Source organism: Massilia sp. TSP1-1-2, assembly GCF_049896185.1.
Taxonomy (GTDB): Bacteria; Pseudomonadota; Gammaproteobacteria; order Burkholderiales; family Burkholderiaceae_D; genus Telluria_A.
The window spans coordinates 22,365-38,885 of the sequence record NZ_JAFCTU010000032.1; the positions used below are offsets into that span (position 1 = coordinate 22,365).

General features: G+C 61.4%; 16 protein-coding genes. 7 read left to right on the plus strand and 9 right to left on the minus strand.

Annotated elements, in window-relative coordinates; genetic code table 11:
• Nucleotides 1-155: 155 nt before the first annotated feature.
• The gene (locus tag ACP7BV_RS21775) at nucleotides 156-920 is read left to right on the plus strand and encodes a hypothetical protein (protein ID WP_426106771.1); all 765 of its coding nucleotides are present in this window, start codon (nucleotides 156-158) and stop codon (nucleotides 918-920) included.
• 30 nt (nucleotides 921-950) lie between these two features.
• Nucleotides 951-1,493: a GNAT family N-acetyltransferase gene (locus tag ACP7BV_RS21780; RefSeq protein WP_426106772.1), complete on the plus strand. Its 543-nt coding sequence runs from the start codon at nucleotides 951-953 to the stop codon at nucleotides 1,491-1,493.
• 97 nt (nucleotides 1,494-1,590) lie between these two features.
• Here the strand turns inward: ACP7BV_RS21780 and ACP7BV_RS21785 are convergent, their stop codons facing one another.
• Genes ACP7BV_RS21785 through ACP7BV_RS21795 form a run of 3 tightly spaced genes read right to left on the minus strand, consistent with a single transcriptional unit; the run spans nucleotide 1,591 to nucleotide 3,967 of the window.
• A complete protein-coding gene (locus tag ACP7BV_RS21785; protein WP_426106774.1) occupies nucleotides 1,591-2,811 on the minus strand; it encodes a saccharopine dehydrogenase family protein in 1,221 nt (406 codons plus the stop codon).
• Nucleotides 2,812-2,851: 40 nt separating this feature from the next.
• Complete coding sequence (gene ubiG / locus ACP7BV_RS21790; protein ID WP_426106776.1) at nucleotides 2,852-3,574, minus strand: bifunctional 2-polyprenyl-6-hydroxyphenol methylase/3-demethylubiquinol 3-O-methyltransferase UbiG; 723 nt, start codon at nucleotides 3,572-3,574, stop codon at nucleotides 2,852-2,854.
• 30 nt (nucleotides 3,575-3,604) lie between these two features.
• Complete coding sequence (locus tag ACP7BV_RS21795; RefSeq protein WP_426106778.1) at nucleotides 3,605-3,967, minus strand: thiol-disulfide oxidoreductase DCC family protein; 363 nt, start codon at nucleotides 3,965-3,967, stop codon at nucleotides 3,605-3,607.
• 96 nt (nucleotides 3,968-4,063) lie between these two features.
• Here ACP7BV_RS21795 and ACP7BV_RS21800 point away from each other — a divergent pair, with 96 nt between their 5' ends.
• Nucleotides 4,064-4,384 carry a metalloregulator ArsR/SmtB family transcription factor gene (locus ACP7BV_RS21800; protein ID WP_426106780.1) on the plus strand — a complete coding sequence of 107 codons (321 nt, stop codon included), beginning with the start codon at nucleotides 4,064-4,066 and terminating at the stop codon, nucleotides 4,382-4,384.
• A gap of 154 nt (nucleotides 4,385-4,538) precedes the next feature.
• Here ACP7BV_RS21800 and ACP7BV_RS21805 read toward each other — a convergent pair whose 3' ends face one another.
• From ACP7BV_RS21805 to ACP7BV_RS21820, 4 genes are all read right to left on the minus strand, one after another.
• Nucleotides 4,539-5,534: a TAXI family TRAP transporter solute-binding subunit gene (locus tag ACP7BV_RS21805; RefSeq protein WP_426106782.1), complete on the minus strand. Its 996-nt coding sequence runs from the start codon at nucleotides 5,532-5,534 to the stop codon at nucleotides 4,539-4,541.
• 21 nt (nucleotides 5,535-5,555) lie between these two features.
• Nucleotides 5,556-5,756: a hypothetical protein gene (locus tag ACP7BV_RS21810; RefSeq protein WP_426106784.1), complete on the minus strand. Its 201-nt coding sequence runs from the start codon at nucleotides 5,754-5,756 to the stop codon at nucleotides 5,556-5,558.
• 3 nt (nucleotides 5,757-5,759) lie between these two features.
• Nucleotides 5,760-6,545 (minus strand): hypothetical protein, encoded by a 786-nt coding sequence (locus tag ACP7BV_RS21815; RefSeq protein ID WP_426106785.1) that lies wholly within the window; start codon nucleotides 6,543-6,545, stop codon nucleotides 5,760-5,762.
• A 177-nt stretch (nucleotides 6,546-6,722) separates the two neighbouring features.
• Nucleotides 6,723-7,388, minus strand: coding sequence for a DUF3617 domain-containing protein (locus ACP7BV_RS21820; protein ID WP_426106787.1), 666 nt, complete (start codon nucleotides 7,386-7,388; stop codon nucleotides 6,723-6,725).
• 134 nt (nucleotides 7,389-7,522) lie between these two features.
• Here ACP7BV_RS21820 and ACP7BV_RS21825 point away from each other — a divergent pair, with 134 nt between their 5' ends.
• Together ACP7BV_RS21825 and ACP7BV_RS21830 are read left to right on the plus strand one after the other, a co-directional pair.
• The gene (locus ACP7BV_RS21825; protein ID WP_426106788.1) at nucleotides 7,523-8,059 is read left to right on the plus strand and encodes a PH domain-containing protein; all 537 of its coding nucleotides are present in this window, start codon (nucleotides 7,523-7,525) and stop codon (nucleotides 8,057-8,059) included.
• Between the two features lie 235 nt (nucleotides 8,060-8,294).
• On the plus strand, nucleotides 8,295-8,678 hold the full coding sequence (locus tag ACP7BV_RS21830) for a VOC family protein (protein WP_426106790.1): 384 nt from the start codon (nucleotides 8,295-8,297) through the stop codon (nucleotides 8,676-8,678).
• Here the strand turns inward: ACP7BV_RS21830 and ACP7BV_RS21835 are convergent.
• Together ACP7BV_RS21835 and ACP7BV_RS21840 are read right to left on the minus strand one after the other, a co-directional pair.
• The gene (locus tag ACP7BV_RS21835; protein ID WP_426106791.1) at nucleotides 8,671-10,305 is read right to left on the minus strand and encodes a hypothetical protein; all 1,635 of its coding nucleotides are present in this window, start codon (nucleotides 10,303-10,305) and stop codon (nucleotides 8,671-8,673) included. The two genes, ACP7BV_RS21830 and ACP7BV_RS21835, sit on opposite strands and share 8 nt — an antisense overlap.
• A gap of 139 nt (nucleotides 10,306-10,444) precedes the next feature.
• Nucleotides 10,445-13,597 carry a carbohydrate binding domain-containing protein gene (locus tag ACP7BV_RS21840; protein ID WP_426106793.1) on the minus strand — a complete coding sequence of 1,051 codons (3,153 nt, stop codon included), beginning with the start codon at nucleotides 13,595-13,597 and terminating at the stop codon, nucleotides 10,445-10,447.
• Between the two features lie 441 nt (nucleotides 13,598-14,038).
• On the opposite strand from ACP7BV_RS21840, the gene mntP reads away from it, so the two are divergent.
• Nucleotides 14,039-14,602, plus strand: a complete 564-nt coding sequence (gene mntP, locus ACP7BV_RS21845) for a manganese efflux pump MntP (protein WP_426106794.1) — start codon at nucleotides 14,039-14,041, stop codon at nucleotides 14,600-14,602.
• Between the two features lie 158 nt (nucleotides 14,603-14,760).
• Entirely contained in the window at nucleotides 14,761-16,443 is a 1,683-nt protein-coding gene (locus ACP7BV_RS21850) for a long-chain-fatty-acid--CoA ligase (protein ID WP_426106795.1), read from the plus strand.
• Nucleotides 16,444-16,521 lie beyond the last annotated feature (78 nt).

Consider the following 16,521-nt stretch of genomic DNA (forward strand, 5'->3'; position numbering starts at 1 on the left):
CTGTACAGCTGCCGTGGATTGGCTGTACAGCGCCCTTACAGCGCGCGCCGCGCCTGAGGCTGCAATCCCTGCCAAATCAAGGAGTTGGCTGACGACGGCGCCTGGCATGGCGCTTGCGTATGGAAAGGTGACCAGTTCACCATCCAGAGGCAGCGATGACATTCGAAGCATATGCGTATTTCAGGACCCAAGGCAAGCTTCTTGCCGGGGCACCAGGCGACTTGCACCAGCGGGTGCGCCTTTACCAAGACCTGTACCAGGATTCCGGCAAGCGCAATGTGTTCCCGCTGATTGCCGCACATGGCACCTTGTGGGCGTCAGGCTTTTTCAGGAAAGGTGCGCTGGGGGGCTGGCTGTTGTCGCTCGCCTATTTGTTGGAGCCATCCACGCGCCGCGCCAAGCTGCGCTCGCTGGCCGCCTTTGCCGATACATTTCGCGACATCAATCGACGCGTATGCGCCGAAGCATACGCGCTGTATCACTACACGAAGCGTTACGGCGGCACCCCTTTTATCCGGGGCGTGATCGGCAATGACTTCGCCGACATCCTGTGCGAATGCCATTTGGCGAACCAGTTCGATGTAGCATTCACGCAAGCGCAGCGCGAAAAGCTGTTCACCGCCTTTATTGCGTGGGAACAGGAAACGATCGTCGCGCGTGCCGTCACCGAAGCCTTTCACGCGCTGGACTGGCCTGCCGTTGCTTCCCTGGCGCTGCGTCCACGCGTCAATTTCGCCTATTTTAAACATGCCTTCCACATGCAATTTGAAAATTTTGCGTCGCAAGATGAACGCATCAGGCAAGGCTTGCGGGCCTATCGCTGGGCCGAAGAAGTGGAGCTCGAACGCGTGGAGGCGCTTGCCTGGCCGACGCTCTTTGCTGCATTGGGCCAGCGCTTCCAGTATGCTCTCTGTTGGTAATATCCACGTTCACTTTTTCTGATTGCACGCATGCTCATCCGCCGTCTAGTTGCAACCGATGCCGCGCCATTCCAGGCGCTGCGCCTGGCAGGCCTGCACGACAGTCCGTCAGCCTTCGGTTCCACCTACGCGGCCGAGTGCGCAACGCCGCTCGCGGCAATCGAAAGCAAGCTCGCAGCAGGCACGCTCTTTGGCGCATTTGAAGGCGTGGAGCTGATCGGCATCATTGCCGTCGGGCGCGACAATTCTCCCAAGTTGCGCCACAAGGCTTACCTGCGCGCGATGGTCGTGGCGCCGGCACAGCGGGGCAAGGGCGCGGCCAGGCAACTGGTCGACCACGCGCTGGCCGCCGCTGCGGCAATGGATGACGTGCGCCAGGTGACGCTTGATGTCACCGCCGGCAATGCACCAGCGCTCCGGCTGTATGAGTCGTTCGGTTTCCGGGAGTATGGCCGCGAGCCGCGCGCCATGCTGGTCGACGGCGTGTTTTACGACACAGTGCTGATGGTGCGCGAAATCGAACCCGGCCAGCTCAGCTGCGAACACCAGGGCCAAGGCGTCCCCGCGGTTTGAGCAATGCCGAAAAAAGACGGTCGCAGGCAGTCTCGCCAGAGCGGTGTGCACCGGCATCTCCGCCGGCTTCTCCGCCGGCTTCTCGGCACTTAAGCAGCTATTGTTCGATCGAAAAGCGCAGCCCCGCATACTGGACCAGGCGCTGCACCAGCGTTAGCCCCATCGCACTGCCGGCGGTCCAGACGCCGCCGCCAGCCAGCCTGCGTTGCGGGTCACCCACCAGGCACAGGGCGCTTTCGGCAAGCATTTTGGCGGTCGAGCCGTAGCCAGGATCGCGGTCGCCCCGCACGCTGACGCACAAGCGGTTGCCGCTTCGCGACTCGCCCGTAAATTGCAGGTCGTAACGCCCGTTTTCGCGCGCCTTCTGGTCCGGGCCTTCACCCGGCTTGGGCAAGGCAAAGCGGCTCAGCAGCGCTCGCGCCGGGCCAAAGCCGAGCAAGGCATGCTGCAAGCGCGCCAGGTGAGCCATGTTTTTTGCGCGCCGTTCACCGCGCACGCCGTCGCCGGTCAGCATGCGCTCGTCGTAAGTAAAATCTTTGCCCCACGGGTGGCCCAGCAGTGCATTGGTGCGGTGGACGTTCTTGGTGTTGATGGTGGCCATCATGAACGGCCCGGTCCAGGCCTGGGCCCAGTCGTCATAGGCAGCCGAGTCGCCCTCGGGCTGGGGCGCCCCGGTAAAGCCGGGCGTGAGCGCGAACGGGTCGGCCATGGTTCGCGCCAGTGCCGGGTCGCGGCCCATGCGTTCAATGGTGGCCAGGCCGCTGGCCAGCGTGCCGCCTGAAATGCCGCCCTTGATCACGCGCACGCGGCCGCGCACTTGCGTCAGCGGCTCGCCGAAACGTTGCTGGGCCTGGTCCTGCAGGTAGACCAGGCCCAGGTCAAAGGGAATCGAATCGAAGCCGCACGAAAAGACAATGCGCGCCCCGCTGGCCTTGGCCGGGGCGTCGAGCCGGGGGATCATCTGCGCCATCCAGCCGGGCTCGCCGCACAGGTCCACGTAATCGGTGCCGGCCTGTGCGCACGCCATGACCAGCGCCTCCCCGTGCAGCTGGTAGGGGCCGACCGTGGTGATGACCACCTTGGCGCGCGCCACCAGGGCGGCCAAGGCCGCGCCGTCGATGGCGTCGGCGGTGATCAGGGCGGTGTGCCCGGGTGCCTTGACCAGCGCGCGCACCTGCTCCAGCTTGGCTCTGCTGCGGCCCGCCATTGCCCACTTGATGTCGCTGCCGGCGCCGTAGTGTGTGGCCAGATACTCGGCCACGAGGCGGCCCGTAAAACCCGTCGCGCCAAAGACGATCAGGTCAAATTCCTTGCTCATGCTGGTTCCTCGTGCCGCTGACTCGTCCTGGGTCACCATATCACCCTTTTTGCATCGCCAGGAGATAGCCGATGCCTTCAAAACCGTGCAGGCGAAAGCGCTGGGTCAGCGGATTGTAGCCGAGCCCGCGCCGGTCCTTCAGTGTCAGGCCGGCGCCGGATGCCATGGCCAGCAGTTCGCGCGGCTTGATGAAACGGCGGTATTGGTGGGTCCCGCGCGGCAGAATGCGCAGCACGTATTCCACACCCACGATGGCCGCCAGGTAGCTTAGCGCATTGCGGTTGATCGTGGAAAAGAACACCCAGCCGCCCGGCTTGACCATGGCGGCGCAGGCGGCGATCACCGCTTGCGGGTCGGGCACGTGTTCGAGCATTTCCATGCAAGTGATGACGTCGTAGTGCGCCGCATGGGCAGCGGCCCAGTCTTCGGCGCTGCTCTTGCGGTAGCCGACATCGATGGCTTGTCCCAGCGCGTGCGACTGCGCGATCTGCAGCGGCTTTTCCGCCAGGTCGATGCCGGTCACGCGCGCACCGCGATGGGCCATGGCCTCGGCCAGAATGCCGCCGCCGCAGCCCACGTCGAGCACCGCCTTGCCGGCCAGGCTGCTAAGACGATCGATCCATGCCAGCCGGTGTGGATTGATGCGGTGCATCGGCTTGAACTCGGAATGTTCGTCCCACCACCGTGCGGCCAGGCTGTTGAAGCGTGCCAGTTCGGCCGGGTCGGCATTGAGTGGTGCGATGCTGGTGGCGTTGGTATCCATGCTGTTTTTCCCAGAAAGTCGAATAAAAAATTACCAGTTGGCGCGGTGGCGATTCCAGCGGTACAGAAGGCGGGCGAGCACGCGGTACAGCGGCCCGGTCAGCCAGTAGAAAGGCGGCGCCAGACGGGCCAGCCAGCGCTGGCTGCGGGTTTGTGCCCAGAGGGTGGTAAAGGCGCGATCGCCCACCTGCATGTGGCCGGCGGCATCAAGCACATGCAGGCGCTCGCGCAGCAGTTCCAGGTCAATGCCCAGTTGATCGGCCATTTCCGGGTGCGTGTGAACGTCGACGAACTCCACCGCGCAGCCGTGCATTTGTTTTTTCTGGAAGCAGATGCCGGCGTCGCACACCGGACAGGCGCTGTTGTAGTAGACGGTGGTGGGTGAGGTATCCATGCAGATGAATATACACGCTATTTAGCTAAATAGCTAATTAACTAAACAAGACAGTGTGGTGTATGATGAAGGAAGACCCCACTTTGAAACGCTGCCATGGATCAAATTTTTGCCGCCCTTGCATCCACGCCGCGCCGTAAGATTCTCGCTTACCTGTCCGAGACGGAACTGTCAGCCGGCGACATCGCTGCCCGCTTCGACATGACCAAGCCATCGCTGTCGAAGCATTTGAAGATCCTGGAGTCAGCCGGGCTGATCGCGAGCGACAAACGGGGACAGTTTGTGTTTTACCGGCTGCAGGGAGATAACCTGGCCAATACGCTGGCCGCTTTCCTGCAGGCGGTGTGCCCGGTATCGCACGGGCTCAAAAAAGAAAGCCGCGCCCTGGCGGCAAAGAAAAAACTCAAGCCTGAATAAAATGTTAGGCGGAAAAGCAAAGCGCCTTCCACCCTGCGCCCTCGTCGGCTCATGGTGGAAGGCGCTTCGCTTTCCCGCAGTGTAATATCAAGTCCCGGTGTTGGGGACCTTGCATTTACCTCTGCTTGTTACTTCTGCTTGTCACTTATGCTTGTTACTTCTTCTTCTTTGGCACCGGTGCGGCCGGCGCATCGTCGACTGCCGCCGCCGGCGCGGCGCCACCCGTAAAGCTGGCCCAGTCAACCTTGGCGTCCAGCGACTTGATTTCGTTCCAGCCCGGCTCGTAGTCGCCATCCTTCAGTTCCGGCAATTCGCGCTGCAACATTTGCTTGAGCGCAGCCACGTCGGCCGTCTTGCTGCCGCTGAAAGGCCGCGTGACCAGCACGTTTTGCACCGACAGCGCCTGCACGTTGTACACGCCGATATTCTTGTAGCTGAACGGGCGCACATTGTAGGTACTTGGAGCAGGAACGTCGAAGCCGGCCAGCGTCAGGCCGCTGTTTTGCGCCAGGCGCGTGATCTGCCCGTGCGGCCAGCCGGCCACGGTAAAGGCGGCATACGCTTCGCCCTTGATGACTTTCTTGAACGCGGCGTCGTCGCTGTCAACGTCGATGTAGCGCATGTTGTAGCCGAGCGACTTGTCGAGCTGGCGCACCAGCAACTGAGCCGAACCGACCAGCGCCACCGGCGCATTGCGCAGCTCCGACATCTTGCTGATACGAACGGATTTAGACTCGCCCTTGAGCACGCCGTATTTCTTCGGGCCTTCAAACGTATAGCCGTTGGCCGAGGTGACGATGTGCAAGTAATTGCTGTTCAAGGCCGCGACCACCAGCAGGTTCTTGATGTTCTGGTCGCCTTCGGCCATCTTCTTGAGTGCGTCCAGCGAGACAATGCCAACGTCGGCTTTTTTGATCGACAGCGTCGTCAGGTTGTCCAGGCCGCCTTCGGTGTTCACTTCGCACAGCGACAGCGCATTTTTCGATACGCGCGTCATGTCCGAAAACAGTTTCGAGTACCCCTTGCCCGCCGGCCCGGTCGCCACTTTCAGGCCATCGCAGGCAGCTGCAGGTGCGCCGTCGACCTTGGCGGCCTGGGCCGCCGTGACGCTCATGCCAAACACCAGGGCGAGCAGCAGTTTGTTGTTCATTGTTGTCCTCATTGTCTGATTTTAAAGATTAAAATTCTTGTTTTGCGGCGGCGCCGAGTCGGCAGGTGCCGCTTCGACCGGCGCTGCTTCACCCTGCTCGACGGCCGGCCGCGCGCCGTCGATGGCGCCGCCCTTGGAGGACTGGCTCGATAAGAATGCTGCGGCGAGCACCAGCACAATAATGAGTGCCGAGCCGCCCCAGCGAATGACTGTCCAAAACATCGCTTATCTCCCTACTTTATCGGCAGCTGCCAGGTTGATCGACGTCAGGTCGATCGTCATGCCGTCGTCGAACGACAATTCTTTCGAATTGCTCAATTTCGACGCTTCCATTTCCAGTTCGGAGAAGACCTGGTTGAAGTTGTCGCGCACGCTGTCGAAAGCTTCGTCGGCCAGCATTTGGTCCAGCAATTCCTGGCCGCTGGTGGCGTTCAGGTTCTGGATCGCAGCTTGCCCGGCCTGCCCGAATTTCCATTCGAACTTTTTATCTTCAATAACGTCGCTTAACTGCTCGAGGGCCAGCTCGGCATTCTTGTATTTGCCGACCAGGATCTGGTGCGCTTCTTTCATCGCGCGCACCGCATTTTCCTGCTTGGTGGCATCGTAGCCCGGCTTTTGGCGCTTGCGATCTTCGATCATGTCGGACATGCTCTTGATCTGGGCGCCAATGCGTACCACGGCTTCCTTGAAGGACGCCACGCGCTGGCGCTTTTGCATCAAAAAGTTTTGCAGCTGCTCGATCGGATTGGCACGCGCCTCCGCCTTGCGTGCGGCCAGCAAGCGGTTTTCCAGCTTTTGCCCCATCAACGGCAGCGCCTGGAACAGACCCACGCCGACGGCGCCGATCGCTCCCAGCGCCAGCAACCCCAGGCCGCCGTTGACGGCGCCCCAAATGACAGGCGCCAAGACCGCCAGCACGCCGATGCAGCAAAGCGCTGCAATGATGCGTACGGTCCACACGCGCTTTTGTTCAGCCGCTTCGGTTTGTGCGTTGCTACCTAAATTGTCCACTCTGTCTCCCGGTTCAAGGCGTTGTCAGTATTACAGTTTGATACATTAGCAATTAATTCGCCTTTTGGCGAATTTCGCCACCTTACGCTCGCGCAACGGTGCATTCGTGAGCAGAATAGGGATTTTTTGGCGAAAAGTCGAAGGTTAAATGGGCGCCCATTTACCGCCGGTCCGCGCTTACTGCTTGAAGGCCCTGGCGTCCATCGGTTTGACGCTGCCGCAACTGGCGCCCAGCCATACCGAGCTGGCCTCTACTGCCATCGTCTGCTTGTTGGCCGGATCAGTGGAGACCATCCGCATGCGGGTGGTGTAGGAATTGGGCCCGGTCATGCGCAGCTCGCCCTCGCCTTTGGACGGCGGCTGGGTGCAGGTGTAGCTAATTTTCATCACCCCGCCGCTCATCTTGCCATTGCTGTGCGTGCAGGCGCCCTGCTGTCCGCTAAAGTTGCCGGTTTGTTTTTGCTGGTTGATCATGTCCTGGGTAAGGCACATTTTCATCGACGTCGAGCCGTCGGCATTAGTGGTCATCTGCATGCTTTGCATCGCCTCCATGGCCCCGGCCTGCTTGCCCATTGCCGCCTTCATGTTGTCGCGCTGCGCGGGCGACATGCCGTCCATCATTTTTTCCATCATGCTGGGCAGGTCCGCCATCTGCTGGCGTTGTTCCGGCGTCATCTTGGCCATCACTTCCTTTTGCTGCTTCAACATGTCGCCGATCTGGTTGTTGCCGCTGACTTTGCTGCTGACCTGATACAGGCCGGGTTTGAAATCCTGGGCCAGCGCTGGCGGCGGCAGCAAGGTGGCCACGGACAATAGGGCAAGTGCGCTCAAGTAAGTTTTCATGGTGTCTCCTTGGGGAAGATTCCAGTTTAGCGCGCTTTTGCATGAAGACCAACGTTGCATTAAGCCGGGCGGAGTTTTGACGTGGCGTGGCATTTGGCTACACTATGCTTGCCTTCCACATACCGAGTGAGCCGATGACCACGCCCGACGACACCTTTCACGCAACAATCAACCCGCTGATCAAGCCATTTCTAGTGGTGCAGATTGGCTTTGTGATGTGCATGACCGTGATCGGCATACCGTTCGCGCTGATCTGGTTTCTGGGCGTGGGCAGGTGGTGGGCGCGGCATTATTACGACAAGCTCGAATGTCACCTCAGCGACCGGACGCTGCGCTACCGCAAGGGTATCCTGGTCCAGGTCGAGAAGACCATTCCGCTTGAAAATATCCAGGATGTGACGTTCGTCGAAGGCCCCATCCTGCGTTACTTTCACCTGAGCACGCTCAAGTTTGAAACGGCGGGCAGCAGCGCCGGCCAGGCCAGCGACATGCACTTGACAGGCATCGTCGACGCCCACGAGTTTCGCAACCGGATCCTGGCCGCGCGCGATGCGCTCAAACAGCAGCAGCGCGGCGGCGCGCAGGAGACGGCGGCGGCGAACGCGCAGCTTGAAGCGATGCGCGGTATCGAACGCAAGCTCGACGAGATCATTGCGTTGATGAAGCGCTGAGCATCGCATCGCAACAGCGTTACATCGTCCCCGCGTTTGCGAAGACGATGTTGTTCTTGTTTTCGAGTTCGCAAACTGCGCCGGTTTTGTGAGGCCGACTGATCTCAACGCGTTTAACTAGACCCTCAAACGCGGGGCGATGTGGTGCTGCCGCACCGTTGCCACTTTTCGCGACGGCCTCTGAAGCGGGGATCTTGCGGCCGCGTCGATGGTCAAAGAAGAAAAGGAGACGCTCGTGATAGAACTCGATCACTTTATCGTATCGTCACGCGACAAGGCAGCGTCCGCCGGGCAACTGGCCGGGCTGCTCGGCGTGGCGTGGGGCGAGGCTCGCTTCGGCCCGTTCATGGCGGTGTACCTGAACGACGGCCTGACGCTCGACTTCGTCGATACCGACCAGCCGTTCCCGGTTGAGCACTTCTGCTTCCGGGTGCCGCCGCAGGAATTCGACGCCATTTTGGCGCGCCTGCAAGCAGCCGGCATTGCCTACCGCAGCAAGGTGGCGGGCCCCGTCGACCATGAGGTTGACACCCAGTTCGGCGGCAAGGGCGTCTACTGGAACGAGCCGGACGGGCACCAGTGGGAAATGCTCACCGTCAGCTACGCCCGGCCTACCTGAACGGGCGCGCCGAGTCGCTCGTGGCCGCGTCGGTCTCGATCGCGGCGACGGCTGTCACGCTATCAACGGCGGGGACGATCTTGGGTCGCTGCGCCGCTATTTCAGGCCTGGCGTTGAGCGAGGCGAACGGACCGGCGTTCAGGTTGTAGGCTGCGATGGCGGCGGCAATGGCCGGATCGCGCGCCAGTTGCTGCGCATTGTTGACAGGCAGCGGCTGCGCCAGCGGCGCCGCAACGGCGTCGCTCCGCATGGTCGCCGGCACGGGCTGGACAACTGCGGCAACAAGGCGATCGCGCAGCGGCGCCCCGAGTTCGGCCGGTTCGGCAAGTTCCGGTGCTTTGGCAAACCGGCGCCCTTCCAGGGCTTGGCCAAGCCGGGTTTGCGCGCCCTCCTCGTCCAGGCGACGTTGCTCGAGCGCATTGTCGGTAGCGCGCATGGCGGCCGCCTCTGCGCTCTCCCTGGTCTGCGCGGCCCCCGCTTGCGTGGCACGTCCCGCCGCGATGGCGTTGGTAATGCGTTCGTTGGCGTCGCGTTCGGCTTCGATACTATCGGCGATCAGGTTGTTCGCGCCGCGTTGCGCCGCGTTGTTCTCCACGGCCTGTTCGTCGAGCATGCGCGCCGTCTGCGCGCTTGCCTGTAGCGGCAGCGTGGGTTTGTCTGCTTCGGCGACGGGGCGCGGGGCGCCGGCGTTGGTCTGTGCAGCATCGTCCACTGCCGATGCTACCGCCGCCGCATAGGAGGCAATGGCGGGTGCAGTTGATGGCAAAGTCGGTGGCAAAGTCGGTGGCAAAGTCGGTGGCAACGTCGACACTGCGTTGTCCGCGGCACGCTCGGCTGCAAAACTGGCGTTGGCTTCGGCCACCGCCGGCGGCGGCGCCTGTGACAGCGCCAGCACAGGCTTGGGTGTTTCAGCTAATAATTCTTGCAGAAATGCGTCGTCGGTGCCTTGTGCAGGAATGGGGGCGGCAAATTCCGGCAGTGCCTGAGCATCCTGATTGGCGGCCGGCGTCGGCAGGCCCGCAACGGCACTGTCGTCCGCCAACAGCACCGTGGGGTCCACGCCTGCCTCGGCGGCAACCCTGGTCAGCACGCCGAACGCGGCAGCGGTACGTTCGAGCAGGGCCGTGGCGCCGGCGGGGTCGGTACCGAGCGCGGACTGCAGCACGGCAGTGTCCACTTTCAACACCGCGGCCTGCCCCGGATCGGATGTCAAGGTCAGCCCGATGGCGGCAAGGTCGGCACTGTCGTCGGCGCCCTGCGCGTTAAATTGCTGGCTGAACAGCGTGGCCAGCGATGGGTCGTCGGAAGTTCCCGTGATCAGGCTGGCCTGCAGATCGTTGGCGCTTGCGGATAGCGCGACGGCAGAGCTGGCGAGCGCGGCGATCGACTCTTCCGAGGCTGCTTGCGCTTCGCCGGCAGCCGGGTTGGCCTGCAGTTCGAGCAAGCGCTTCTGGAACAGCGTTACCGCCGACAGGAAACGCCCCAGCGGCGACAGGTCGACCGTTGTCTGCGCCACGAGCGCGGCGGCGGCCTGCGTTTGCCCGGCGGCTGACACTTGCGTTGCGGTAATAGGAGTGATGAGGGCGGCAGCGCCCATTGGCGCGGAGGAAACCAGGGGGATGTTCATGATGAACCTTCCGAATTGCTGTATCTGTCAGGCGATTATGCGCCTGTTTCACGCTTGGCTCCGTTCGCAAGCGTAGGTTTAAGCAACAGGTCTGCGGGCGGAAGTGCTGTCATGGTCCACAGCACTCCCGCCGCCGGCCTTACTTGAGGAAGGGACCGTTGACGCCAATCTTACCGGGCGCCGGGTTGCCCGGCAAGTCCAGCACATAGATGCGCGCGTTACCCTGGCCGGACACGGACGTGGTCAAGCTGCCGCCAGTGACGACCTTCACATCGCCGGTGACCGCATCCTTGTAGGTGCCGTTAGGGATGGCATTGAACGTCGCACCGCCGCTGACCGACACGAGTACAAAGCTGTCCACCGCGCCGAGCGTATAGCGCCGTTTGTAGGCCATGTTCCCCGAAACGTCTTCCGTCGAGTACTGGCCCTTCTGCAACGCAGGAATTTTCCGGCGAATCTGGTTCAGGCGCTGTACGTGCTGCACCAGCGGAGTGCTCAAGGTTGTCGCCACGGCGCCGGAAGCTGACGCTGCAACCCCAAAGTCGCTGGCCGTGACGCTACCCTCGATATGCTTGCCGAAGTAGGCGCGCCGTGTGGTCTCCAGAGCGCAGGTTGGGCCGCAATCGATCTGCTTGCCGGCCTGGAACTCGATTTCCGAACCCTGGTACAAGGTCGGGATACCGCGGAACGTCCACATCAGGCTCATGTTCTCCGCCCACGCCGCAGTGCCGCCTGCGTAGGCCGTCGAGGATTTGTTCGGCCCAAAGTCATGCGAGTCCACGTACACCATATTGTAGGTGGCGTCGTTGACGCTGTCGTCCGAGTCCTTGCCGTTCCAGAAGGCGTTGTTGGCGTCGCCAAAGTTCATGTGCATGCGCATGTCGATGATGTTCATGCCTGAGAATTTGCTGCGGTCAGGCGCATGGTAGGAGTTGCCGGACAAAATTGCATTGGTCGATGTCGGCTGGCCAGCGGTGCCCAGGTTGTTCTCATAGTTGAACTGGTCCAGCGCGGCCTGCACATCGTCGGCAACATAGTCCTTGCGTTCCTTCCAGGTGAAGAACTGCGCCGAATGGTTCACCGAACCGCGGTTCCACTTGTCATTGACGAAGGCACCCACTTCACCTGCCATGTAGAAGTTTTTGCCTTTTTCGCCAAAGCGCGCCTGTGCCCGCGCCTGTAATTGCGGCAGGAAACGGCGGTTCCAGGTCACCCGTGGCACGTGCACCGCGGTATCGATTCTGAAGCCGTCCACACCCATGTCGATGAAGCGCTGATAGGCGCCCAGCAGGTACTGCTGCACTTCCGCGTTTTCGGTGTTGAAGTCCGCCAGGTCCTCGTGCAGCCAGCAACTGCGCGAATCTTCGCCTTCCCAATTGCCGATCCAGCACGCATGGTAGTACTTGGTCGGGAACATGCCCGAGGTCGCGCTCGGCCACTGGCAGTTGTAGCCGGTGGCTGTCGGCACGCCCCAGGAGCGGCACGTATTTCCGGCCGGCTCCGGCGTGGACCACAGGTCGCCGTTGTAATAACTTTTGCCGGAGGTCGGTTCGATCGCCAGGCCGTTATAGGTGAAATCTGGATTGGGCAGGTCGTAAAAGCTCGACCATTTGGTGTCGCGGATGCCAAACACCTTGGGGGTAAACAAGCCCTTGGCGCCCCAGCGCGAGCTGTGGTTGATCACGATGTCCTGTATGATCTTGATCCCCTTGGCATGGGCCGCGTTAATCAGATCCTGGTAGCTGGCGCCGGGCGATTCGAGCCGGGCATCGACCTGATAAAAGTCGTACGTATGGTAGCCGTGATAATCGTAGTCCGAGCGGTTCAGCGTGACCGGCGTGATCCAGATGGCGGAAAAACCGAGCGCCTTGACGTAGTCGAGCTTGTCGATCAGGCCCTTGAAGTCGCCGCGAAACATGGGGTCGTCGTGGGCCACATTGCCCGAATTGACGTGCTGGCTGCCGCCCCGGTTGTTGCTGCTGTCGCCGTCGAAGAAACGCGCCGTCATCACAAAATAAATCGACTCTTCGCGCATGTCGGTGCCAAGTGGCGTGCCCGGCGCGACCACCACGGCATCGCCCGTCGTGACCGATGCCGCAGCGCTGGCCGCCGATACGTTGCCCGCTGCATCGCGCGCCTTGATGGTGTAAGTGTAGGCGGTGCGCGGCAGCAGGCCCGAATCGGTCAGCACGTTGGTGCTGCTCACCAAAACCACCGTGCCCGCGACGCCGCTGCGGGTGATCTCGTAGCCGCTGACGGCCACGTTGTCGGTCGACGCGGTCCACTTCAGCGTGACGGCCGTGCCTTGCGCCGTGGCCGCCGCGCTTTGCGGCACCGTGGGCTTTTCGGTGTCGGGCGCCGGGCATGGATCGCTTGCCGCTGCGGATACCACGCCATCCTTCACCGTTGTGGCTCCCACGCCGATGCTGTAGTTGGCGCCATTGTTGCTGTCCCAGCTGCCACTGCCGTTGTTGAACGCAGCCGTGATGCTGGCAGCGTTGCCCAGGGCGATGGTTTTTTTGGCCCAGCCGGTGCATGCCGTTTCGCTCATGGCGGTGCCGGGGGTGGCAGTCCAGGTGCCATTCATCTGGTAGTGGATGAAGGCGGCGGGCCAGCCGCGCGTCTTGGTGTAGTAGTAGACAAGCGCCGTGTTGGTTCCGCCGTTGGCGGTGCGGACGGCGACAGCGCTGCTGTAGGCCGAGAAGTTGCCTGAAGTGTCGCGCGCGCGCACCGTGTACGCATAATCGGTCGCTGCGGTCAGCGTGCTGTCGGTAAAGATGGTGCCCGTCGGAATACCGACACGCACGCCGTTGCGATAGACCTCATAACCGGCCACGCCAGTGTTATCGGTCGACGCAGTCCAGGTCAGCGTCACGCCAGTGCTGGTCACATTGCTTTTCGCCACATTTGTCGGCACGGTGGGGAGGGTCAGGTCAACGGGACATGGGTTGCCGCTGGTGACAGCGCCACCGCTTACCTGGAAGGTACCCGTTGCGATGGCATAGTTCGCGCCGTTTTTGCTGTCCCAGGCGCCGGCGCCATTGTTGAAGGCGACCGTAAAACTGCTCGCGCTGCCCAGCTCGACAGTCTTCACCTTCCACCCGGCGCAGCTGGCACTGTCCATCGCCACCCCGGGAACGGCTGTCCAGCTGCCGTTGATGCCGTAGTGAATGTATGAACTGGTCCACGACGTGGCGCTCTTGTAATAGACCGTGCTGGTGGCCGCGAATGCGCCCGGGCTTGCCAGCGCTGCGGCAAGCCACAGAATCAGTGGTTTCTTCTTGAAATGCATGTTTTGGTCCTCGATGGTCGAACGTTGAATAGCCCCTGCCAGGCGATCCAGCGTTGAACAACCGCACAGGCGTGAAAAATCGCCTGGCGAGGCCAGAATGCAAAGGACAGGAAATGTGTAGTGCGTCTCAAAGGTGCCCCGTTATCGGGGTCATAGGTAGCGAATGCGTATTAATACTACTTAAGAACTTAAGCGAAGAGCACCGGTTTGAAGCATGCCGGCATTTCAAAATGTACTTCAGTTAATGGAATTTCGTCAAACTGTTTACGTAGTATTACTACTTTATTGTCATCGACACAGCAACCGATGATGCGGCACGCAGCAAGCCCAGCCCATGATGGAAAAAGGTGCGCCCTGTGGCGCGGTGGCGTCAGGGCGCGCCGCTGCCGGGGGTGAATCGGTGCTATTCTCCCGGGCAATTCCATTACCCGTACCTGCCCCATGAATTTCGCCGCCACCGCCGCCCTCTCGCTCGCCATGTCCACCGATGCCTTTGCGGCCGCCGTCGGCAAAGGCGCGGCCCTGCACAAGCCGCAATGGCGCGAAGCCTTACGCACCGGATTGATCTTTGGTGTCATCGAAGGACTCACGCCGATTGTCGGCTGGCTGGTGGGACGCGTTGCCGCCCCGTATGTGGCTGCGTGGGACCACTGGATTGCGTTTGTTCTGCTGAGCGCTATTGGCGCCATGATGATCCGGGCCGGGCTGTCGGACGATGCGCCCGAAGAAGAGAAACCGCAAAGCCACAGCTTCTGGCTGCTTGCGCTGACCGGTTTTGCCACCAGCATCGACGCCATGGTGGTGGGTGTCGGGCTGGCCATCATGGGCGCCGACATCATGCTGACCGCGCTGGCGATCGGCGTATCGACCTTCATCATGGTCACGATGGGCGTCATGCTGGGGCGGGTGCTGGGCCTGATCGCCGGCAAGCGCGCCGAGCTGGCCGGCGGCCTGATCCTGATCGGCATCGGCTGCCTGATCCTCTACGAACACACCCGGCCTTAAATCCTCCCTGCATTCCACACTGGGGGAGATTTGCTGTTTTTGTTGCTTTTTGGGGACTATTGAAAACGTGCTAACTATAAGGGTTGTCGCTAAGATATTCTTTCGCTATAGAGCAAGCGTTCGTTTATCCCGGCACCATCACAGCGTAGAGGCAGACAATGGATAAAATCTGGTTGGCGTCCTATCCCCAGGGCGTTCCTGCGGAAATTGATACCGCGCAGTACACCTCACTGGTGCATTTGCTGGAAGAGTCGTTCCAGAAGTTTGCTTCGCGTAATGCCTACGTGTGCATGGATGCCTACCTCACCTACGGCGAGCTCGATGCGCAATCGAAGAAACTGGCCGCCTGGCTCCAAAGCCGCGGCATGAAACAAGGCGCGCGCGTGGCCGTGATGATGCCCAATGTGCTGCAGTATCCGGTCGCCGTGGCCGCCATCTTGCGCGCCGGTTTTGCCGTCGTCAACGTCAATCCCCTGTACACCCCGCGCGAACTTGAACATCAGCTCAAGGATTCGGGGGCGGAAGCGATTATCGTGCTGGAAAATTTTGCCACCACGCTCGAACGGGTCATCGCGAAAACCGCCGTCAGGCATGTCGTGGTGGCCAGCATGGGCGACATGCTGGGCACGCTGAAAGGCATGCTCGTCAATTTTGTGGTGCGCACCGTCAAGAAAATGGTGCCGGAGTTTTCGCTGCCCAATACCGTCACCTTCAAGCAGGCGCTCGCGCAAGGCGCGCGCATGCCCTTGTCGGCAGTCACCCTCACTCACGCTGACGTCGCCTTTCTGCAGTACACGGGCGGCACTACCGGGGTCTCGAAAGGGGCGACGCTGACCCATCGCAACGTGATCGCCAACGTGCTGCAAAACGATGCCTGGATCCAGCCTGCGCTGGCCAAGCCGCCCCAGGTCGACGCCATGACCATCGTCTGCGCTCTGCCGCTGTACCACATTTTCGCGCTCACGGCGTGCAGCCTGATGGGAACGCGCTGGGGGGCGATGAACGTGCTCATTCCCAACCCGCGCGACATCCCGGACTTCATCGAGGAGCTGCAGAAGTACAAGTTCAACATGTTCCCGGCCGTGAATACCGTGTACAACGGCCTGATGAACAATCCGCAATTTGCCAAGCTCGATTTTTCGGGACTCAAGATTTCACTGGGCGGCGGCATGGCGGTGCAGAAGGCCGTGGCCGAGCGCTGGGTCAAGATGACCGGGTGCCCGATCCTGGAAGCCTACGGCCTGTCCGAAACCTCGCCCGGCGCGACCAGCAATCCCGCTGACGCCTTGGCCTACACCGGGACTATCGGCTTGCCGATTCCCTCTACCGAAGTGGCCATCCTGGACGACGACGGCCAACCCGTGGCGCTGGGCCAGCCCGGCGAAATCGCCATTCGCGGGCCGCAAGTCATGGCCGGCTACTGGAACAATCCCGGCGAAACGGCCAAGGTCATGACGGCCGACGGCTTCTTCAAGTCGGGCGACGTCGGCATCATGGACGAGCGCGGTTACACCCGCATTGTCGATCGCAAGAAAGACATGATTTTGGTGTCGGGCTTTAATGTGTATCCGAACGAAATCGAAGGCGTCATCGCCGCCCATCCGGACGTGCTCGAGTGCGCCTGCATCGGCGTGACCGATGACCATTCCGGCGAGGCAATCAAACTGTTTGTGGTACGCAGGAATGCGTCGCTGACCGCCGAACAGTTGATGGAATTTTGCAAGGCGCAATTTACCGCTTACAAAAAGCCGAAGTACATCGAGTTCCGCGACGAGCTCCCGAAAACCAACGTCGGCAAGATCTTGCGGCGCGAGTTGCGCGACGAGAAGCAAGCAGCGTAATCCGTGGCGCAATGCGCTGCGCTTTTTCCGCGCTACGGTCCGTGGAAAACGTAGGGCGGAAAAGGGCAAGACCTGCAT

What these genes read in the sequence shown, in the direction of transcription:
- ACP7BV_RS21775 (WP_426106771.1), top strand. Translation starts at nt 156, where the DNA reads ATGACATTCGAAGCATATGCGTATTTCAGGACCCAAGGCAAGCTTCTT.
- ACP7BV_RS21780 (WP_426106772.1), top strand. Translation starts at nt 951, where the DNA reads ATGCTCATCCGCCGTCTAGTTGCAACCGATGCCGCGCCATTCCAGGCG.
- ACP7BV_RS21785 (WP_426106774.1), bottom strand. Translation starts at nt 2,811, where the DNA reads ATGAGCAAGGAATTTGACCTGATCGTCTTTGGCGCGACGGGTTTTACG.
- ubiG (WP_426106776.1), bottom strand. Translation starts at nt 3,574, where the DNA reads ATGGATACCAACGCCACCAGCATCGCACCACTCAATGCCGACCCGGCC.
- ACP7BV_RS21795 (WP_426106778.1), bottom strand. Translation starts at nt 3,967, where the DNA reads ATGGATACCTCACCCACCACCGTCTACTACAACAGCGCCTGTCCGGTG.
- ACP7BV_RS21800 (WP_426106780.1), top strand. Translation starts at nt 4,064, where the DNA reads ATGGATCAAATTTTTGCCGCCCTTGCATCCACGCCGCGCCGTAAGATT.
- ACP7BV_RS21805 (WP_426106782.1), bottom strand. Translation starts at nt 5,534, where the DNA reads ATGAACAACAAACTGCTGCTCGCCCTGGTGTTTGGCATGAGCGTCACG.
- ACP7BV_RS21810 (WP_426106784.1), bottom strand. Translation starts at nt 5,756, where the DNA reads ATGTTTTGGACAGTCATTCGCTGGGGCGGCTCGGCACTCATTATTGTG.
- ACP7BV_RS21820 (WP_426106787.1), bottom strand. Translation starts at nt 7,388, where the DNA reads ATGAAAACTTACTTGAGCGCACTTGCCCTATTGTCCGTGGCCACCTTG.
- ACP7BV_RS21825 (WP_426106788.1), top strand. Translation starts at nt 7,523, where the DNA reads ATGACCACGCCCGACGACACCTTTCACGCAACAATCAACCCGCTGATC.
- ACP7BV_RS21835 (WP_426106791.1), bottom strand. Translation starts at nt 10,305, where the DNA reads ATGAACATCCCCCTGGTTTCCTCCGCGCCAATGGGCGCTGCCGCCCTC.
- ACP7BV_RS21840 (WP_426106793.1), bottom strand. Translation starts at nt 13,597, where the DNA reads ATGCATTTCAAGAAGAAACCACTGATTCTGTGGCTTGCCGCAGCGCTG.
- mntP (WP_426106794.1), top strand. Translation starts at nt 14,039, where the DNA reads ATGAATTTCGCCGCCACCGCCGCCCTCTCGCTCGCCATGTCCACCGAT.
- ACP7BV_RS21850 (WP_426106795.1), top strand. Translation starts at nt 14,761, where the DNA reads ATGGATAAAATCTGGTTGGCGTCCTATCCCCAGGGCGTTCCTGCGGAA.